This window comes from Acinetobacter sp. 251-1 (assembly GCF_030329305.1).
Taxonomy (GTDB): domain Bacteria; phylum Pseudomonadota; class Gammaproteobacteria; order Pseudomonadales; family Moraxellaceae; genus Acinetobacter; species Acinetobacter piscicola_A.
Window position 1 is genome coordinate 1 of sequence record NZ_JACANS010000040.1, and the last position, 5,604, is coordinate 5,604.

8 protein-coding genes and 1 pseudogene are annotated in these 5,604 nt (G+C 37.6%); 6 read left to right on the plus strand and 3 right to left on the minus strand.

Annotated elements, in window-relative coordinates; all coding sequences use genetic code 11:
- Positions 1–224 precede the first annotated feature (224 nt).
- From HX129_RS17385 to HX129_RS17395, 3 genes are all read left to right on the plus strand, one after another.
- A complete protein-coding gene (locus tag HX129_RS17385; protein WP_002054947.1) occupies positions 225–842 on the plus strand; it encodes a cytochrome b/b6 domain-containing protein in 618 nt (205 codons plus the stop codon).
- Positions 843–999: 157 nt separating this feature from the next.
- Positions 1,000–1,293: a type II toxin-antitoxin system RelB/DinJ family antitoxin gene (locus HX129_RS17390; RefSeq protein WP_004870963.1), complete on the plus strand. Its 294-nt coding sequence runs from the start codon at positions 1,000–1,002 to the stop codon at positions 1,291–1,293.
- On the plus strand, positions 1,286–1,567 hold the full coding sequence (locus HX129_RS17395) for a type II toxin-antitoxin system YafQ family toxin (protein WP_001129137.1): 282 nt from the start codon (positions 1,286–1,288) through the stop codon (positions 1,565–1,567). Before HX129_RS17390 ends, HX129_RS17395 begins: the two co-directional genes overlap by 8 nt.
- A gap of 114 nt (positions 1,568–1,681) precedes the next feature.
- Here HX129_RS17395 and HX129_RS17400 read toward each other — a convergent pair whose 3' ends face one another.
- On the minus strand, positions 1,682–2,152 hold the full coding sequence (locus HX129_RS17400; protein ID WP_286435299.1) for a hypothetical protein: 471 nt from the start codon (positions 2,150–2,152) through the stop codon (positions 1,682–1,684).
- Positions 2,149–3,120, minus strand: coding sequence for a MobQ family relaxase (gene mobQ, locus HX129_RS17405; RefSeq protein WP_136144369.1), 972 nt, complete (start codon positions 3,118–3,120; stop codon positions 2,149–2,151). The genes HX129_RS17400 and mobQ overlap by 4 nt, the downstream gene beginning before the upstream one ends.
- A gap of 195 nt (positions 3,121–3,315) precedes the next feature.
- Between mobQ and HX129_RS17410 the strand changes: the two genes are divergently transcribed.
- Entirely contained in the window at positions 3,316–3,612 is a 297-nt protein-coding gene (locus HX129_RS17410; protein WP_286435290.1) for a DUF8583 domain-containing protein, read from the plus strand.
- Positions 3,613–3,622: 10 nt separating this feature from the next.
- Positions 3,623–3,955, plus strand: coding sequence for a hypothetical protein (locus HX129_RS17415; protein WP_151778602.1), 333 nt, complete (start codon positions 3,623–3,625; stop codon positions 3,953–3,955).
- 64 nt (positions 3,956–4,019) lie between these two features.
- Here the strand turns inward: HX129_RS17415 and HX129_RS17420 are convergent.
- A pseudogene (locus tag HX129_RS17420) lies at positions 4,020–5,110 on the minus strand (IS4-like element ISAba33 family transposase).
- A 384-nt stretch (positions 5,111–5,494) separates the two neighbouring features.
- On the opposite strand from HX129_RS17420, the gene HX129_RS17425 reads away from it, so the two are divergent.
- A partial coding sequence (locus tag HX129_RS17425) for an oleate hydratase (protein WP_262442281.1) occupies positions 5,495–5,604 on the plus strand: 110 nt, incomplete at its 3' end.

The following is a 5,604-nucleotide window of genomic DNA, read 5'->3' on the forward strand; positions in this document are numbered from 1 at the left end:
ATTCAGTTTTTTGTCGTGATTAAATTGTGACTCAAATGCCTATTCTTTATCAAATTTCTTATCCCGAATTCACGTTAATTGTAGACAAAATTAATATTCACATGATCTTCCAATTTTAAAATTGCGCTCTAATGAGCGCCATTTTTTTTTGACTGTATTCTTTAATATTCACCTCAGCTTGAGCCGCTATTCTGCAACTAAAATACAGTCAACAAAGGTTTTTTATGGCTCAGAACACAGCAACATCTTCTACAGATTTACTGATTCGATTTCTGCATATCGTCATTATTTTGAGCTTTACTGGGGCTTATCTCACGGGGGATGCAGAAGAATGGCATCAAGTGCATATGGCGTTTGGCTATACACTTGGTATTAGCCTGATATTAAGAATTTTATGGCAGTTTCTTGCTTCTCGATTTGCTCATACTCAGCCTTCAGGGGCGAGCCGTCGATTTAATGTGATCAAGCCATTTGTGCAGCGCTATTGGGCGCAACCGCAGCAATGGCTTTCCCCAGCATTTTTAAAAGCAGCCAGTTCCAGCCTGTTTCAGCTGAGCATACTGGGTGCTTTTTGCCTGATGCCCTTAACTGTACTGGCAGGCTTTTTAACAGACTATACGCATAGCCACAGTTTAAAAGAAGTGCATGAACTATTCGCAAATCTGTTTTTAGCTACTGTATTACTACACTTGACAGCACTGACACTGAATAGTGTTCTACTTAAAAAATGGCTAGCAAAGCGTATGTTTTGGGGGACACAATCACATTCATGGTTCACCCTGTTTGCTTCAGTCCTTTCACTAGGCGTGTTGGTCGCTTTCTGGTTTTGGTATTTTAGCTAAGCTTTTATGAGAGCAACACAGATGAAGCTCTATTTAACATAATGGCTGTTATACGAAATTCAGTTGTCAGAAACCATTTATTACATCAAAAGTAATGAAAAAGTAAAGAATATGACTTATATTATCTTTACTTTAATGGTTTTTGAGTGAGGGAATCATGTCCGCAGTCAATTTCAATATGCGCTTAGAAGCAGAGTTAAAAGAACAAGTTACCCCAATTTTGGAAGACTATGGTTTGACTATGCCTCAAGCATTCAAACTGTTCTTGAATCAAATCGTTAAAACTAAAGCGATTCCTTTGTCTTTTGACTATGCACGAGAACCTGCTTTAACTCCTAAAGCAGCAGCCAAGTTACTTCAATCTTTAAAAGAGATTGAAAATGGCGAGTACACCGAGTACGAAACGGTAGAAGAAGCGATTAAAGCTATGTCGGAAGAAGCACATGGCTAAACGTAAGATTATCGTAACCAGTTCTTTTAAACGTGATATTAAAAGACGTTATTTAGAACTGGTTACGGCTGAATGGGCAGAAGTATTAGATTGTTTAGTCGCAAATAATCCTTTGCCTGAAAAGTATTTAGATCATCCCTTGAAAGGTGGTGCAGAGTTTAAAAATTGTCGTGATTGTCATGTGAAGCCTGATTTAGTCTTGATCTATAGGCTTGTTGGTGACGATATTTTAGAACTGCATCAGTTGGATAGCCATTCCGAAATTTTTGGATGACTATCGCTCGATGCTTTGAAAGATGGCTTTAGCCATGTTTCAAAGTCGGGCAACTTTGCGACTGCTGTCATTGATTCGGTGATGGCAAGAGCCGAGCAAAGTACTGTCTAATCATTATTTTGGGTCAATCACACAATAATCCTTATTCGCTCCGTGACAGTCATTTTTCATGATGCGAACGCAAGACTTCCCATTGCAATTTTTAATATCTAGGCTGTATTTTTGTTCTAGCCATGCAACGTCTGCTCTACGCTGTTTGATTTCGTCCATGCTCGGCACATATAAAAATAATGCTAAAAAGAAAACGATCAGCAAGCTAACAAAAGCACTGGCGTAGATTGCCATGAATCGCCAGTCAAGTTGATTGGTTGCATTGTTTAATTCCCGAATACTGTTGTTGAGTGTGTCTATTTGCTTCTGATTGGCGTTTTTTAGGTGTTTTTCGGTCTTATTGAGTACTCCGCTAGCCACTTCCTTGTAAAACGCTTCTAATCGCTTGTTATCGTCTGCTATGGCTTCTCGATACTCTTTCATAGATGCCAGTAAAATATAGAGCTGGTCATCTAGGTCGTTTTGGTTGCTCATCGGTACATTCCGCCCTGATCTAAGTCTTGTGATGCTTTACGGTTGGCTCGCTCGGCTTGCTGTTGCTCTAGTTTTTGCTGTCGTTGTATTTCGGCTTGGCGTTCTTGTTCTAGGCGTTTAGCTTCTTGGTTTTTCTGCCATTGCTCGAAGCCTTGCTCGGCACGGTTTAAACCGTGCTGTAAAACGCTGTCTGTGCGCTGTTGCTGTTGTTTGAGGTGTTGGGCGTTGTGTTGCTTCACATGGTCGTTATAACGGCTGATTTCGGTGTCTATGCCTTGTCTACGAAGTTGAGTGACCGAAGTCCCCTCATGAATGGTGGCTTGTAGTCCATTGTTCTGATCGGCATAGCTGCGGTGGTCTATTTTTTCTCGGTAGCCTGCTCGCTCCAGTGCGTGATTGGCTAAATCCGCCCATGTTTCCCGAATCTGTTTGATGTCGTCTTGGGTTGTTCCCATATTTAGGCTTTTGCGTTTGGCATTACTTAACTCAATATCGGTTTTTGTCGTCAAAGTGAGTTTATTGTCAGGGTCTAATTCAGCTTTTCGGGTGGTCAGCATGATATGGGCGTGATGGTTTTTATCATTTCCGCTTTTGCTGGGTTCGTGAATGGCTAAATCTGCGATCACGCCATAGCGATCAACAAGTGATTGGGCAAACTCTTTTGCCAAGTCCTTACGTTGATCTGCATCCAGTTCATCAGGTAAGGCAATCACCCATTCTCTAGCGGTTCGAGCATCTTTGCGGTTTTCGGACTGTTCCGCCAAGTTCCACAACTCGCTACGGTCTATTTCTATATCAAGGTTAGACACAATTTCGCTATGGGCGACACCGTCCTTTCTCGTAAAGTCGTGGGTTAGTCCTGTTCGTTCATCTTTGAGTTTTTCCCCTGAACGGTAGGCAGACGATGCAACCGCAGTTCGTCCCGAACTTCGATTCACTGTTTTTGTTGAGCAATGATAAATCGCCATTTTTTCTTTCGCCTTTTTAAATTGCGTAGCAATTTTTTGGGGTTAAGGGGATTCCCCTTACGCAACGATGACTTGAATGAAATTCAAGTCGTAAGTGCGCATTTCATGAAAAACACGATAGCATATAGCTTGCTTGAATTCCAATTCATAGAGCCTTATGCTTGAGTGGTTTTCTACATCCCGAAATTAGACGTTATGACAAAATCTGCTGAAAATATCGAAAAGAAAATTGAAGCCCAATTAGAGAAGCTGAAACAGTTAAAAGCGCAAAAACAAGCTATCGAAGCAAGAGAACGTACTAAGCAAAAGGAACAGCAACGAAAAGATGATACTCGGCGTAAAATTTTGCTCGGTTCTTATTTAATTAAAAAGATGCAAAGTAACGAAGCCAACAAAGAAAAAATACTCGCTGAACTCAATGAATATTTAACAGAAAATAGAGATAGACAGCTTTTTGATTTGCCTTTAAAACCAGAATCTACAAATATTTAGGTAGTTAAAAATGGATAAAAAAGCTTTTTTTAAACAGTTTTTTGAGATTGAGGCTAATTCATCTTTATCTCATACAGAAGATGTCTACAAAGATTTTGACTTCTCTCTCATGGTTTCAAATCCAATAGGAAGTGAGCCTTATATTGTTGTTTTTAGCCCAGTGAATGAAAAATTTAATCACTCGATCATTCTAGAGCTACCTCAAAATGAGCATCATATTAATTTGGGATGGACTGATCTTTTCCTAATTGACAAAAAGACTGTTAGAAAAGGCAGTAAGCGAATTAAGTTGTTGAAATTGATTGATAAATTTTTAAAATCTAATAGCTTAATTCAAACCTGATTTTTATTAGCTCTTTGTTTTTCTTGCTCGGCTTTATACTCTAGTACTCTGTACACGACAAATTTCATAGGATCCTTGTCCTATCAGGCTTTTTCTTTCTTAAAATTGCTAGTACTTTCTTAAATTCTTCTTTTTTTCCAAAACCAATCAAACGTAGAATAGCCATTTGAACATAGTCCAAACCGTAGCGAAATAAACTTACTGAAAGTCGTCCATGCTTCTTTATTTTTATCGCTTTTTTCCGATCATGTTGCCATTCACCTGTTAAATAGCACCAACAGAAACCGATAGCTAGCACTGCTATCAATTTCTTGACTCGTCTAGGGTCTGTTAAACGAGTATTTTCAAGATTGAATCCACGTCCTTTGAGACAACTAAATAACGTTTCGATTTCCCAGCGTAATGCATAATCACGAATAGCAGAAGCATTAAACATAGGAGAAACAACAAGTAAAAGCTCTCCATCTTCTAATCGTAGCGCACTAATATACAGTTTCACTCGACCAACTCAAATACGTCGTTTACGACATTCAGTTTGACCAACTTGAAGATGACGAAATAAATCACTAATTTTATGATTCTTGGCTAAGTGATTGGTCACAATAAAGTTTTTTTAACACGTATACAGAAGTTAATGTCATTTTCAATTAACCATGTAAACCATTTCTCACCGATAAATTCTCTGTCTGCAAACACATTCACAATACGATCTTTACCAAAAATGGAGATAAAGCGTTGAATCAAAGCAATACGCTCTTTTGTATCTGAATTTCCACGTTTATTGAGCAATGTCCAAACAATAGGTATCGCTATTCCACGATAGACGATGGCTAACATCAAGATATTAATATCTCGTTTTCCCCATTTCCAATTAGTTCTATCCAAAGTTAATTGGACTTTATTGAATGAAAATATATTGAAAATTAACTGAGAAATTTGACGATAATCGAAATACTGATCTGCAAAGAAGCGTTGTATACGTCGATAAAATGATTGTGGTAATCACTTGATGGGTAAGGCTTTAGATGCAGAAGAAAGATTACATGTCTGTTTTACAATTAATGCAAGCATAATCAGTGTAAAACATTTTGCATGTGACTTGTTCCACTTTAGATATTTGTTTAAGATGAGATGTAACTCATTGAAATGTGTCATCATATTCGTCGTCAGAAAACAAGTATTATGCCATTATTTCAATGAGTTATCTTTTTTTGTCGTGTACAAAGATATTTTTTTAATGATAAATAAAAAGCCTATTTTTAAAGAAATTTAGCATACGGCATAGTGAAAACAACAATAGAGCAATTACTCAACAATAAACATTAACATCAATTATTTAGATCATATTCAATTTTAATAAAAAGACAAATGTGTATTAAAAATAGCCATCATACGTCTATTTTTGATTACAAAATATAATGAGGGGATTGCTTCCCATTTCATACATTTTTCATATATAAAAAGACATACTATTTTTAAGGTTTTTCTAAACCAATTTTTTTACTTCATAATTTTTAACATCATAATTAAAGGTGAACCATGCAAAATAAGAAGCGCACCCCATTAGACGCGCAACAGTCCCATCTTTGGATTATTGGTGGTGGTATCGCAGGTATGGCTGCTGCTGCATTTGCAATCCGTGATGCCAA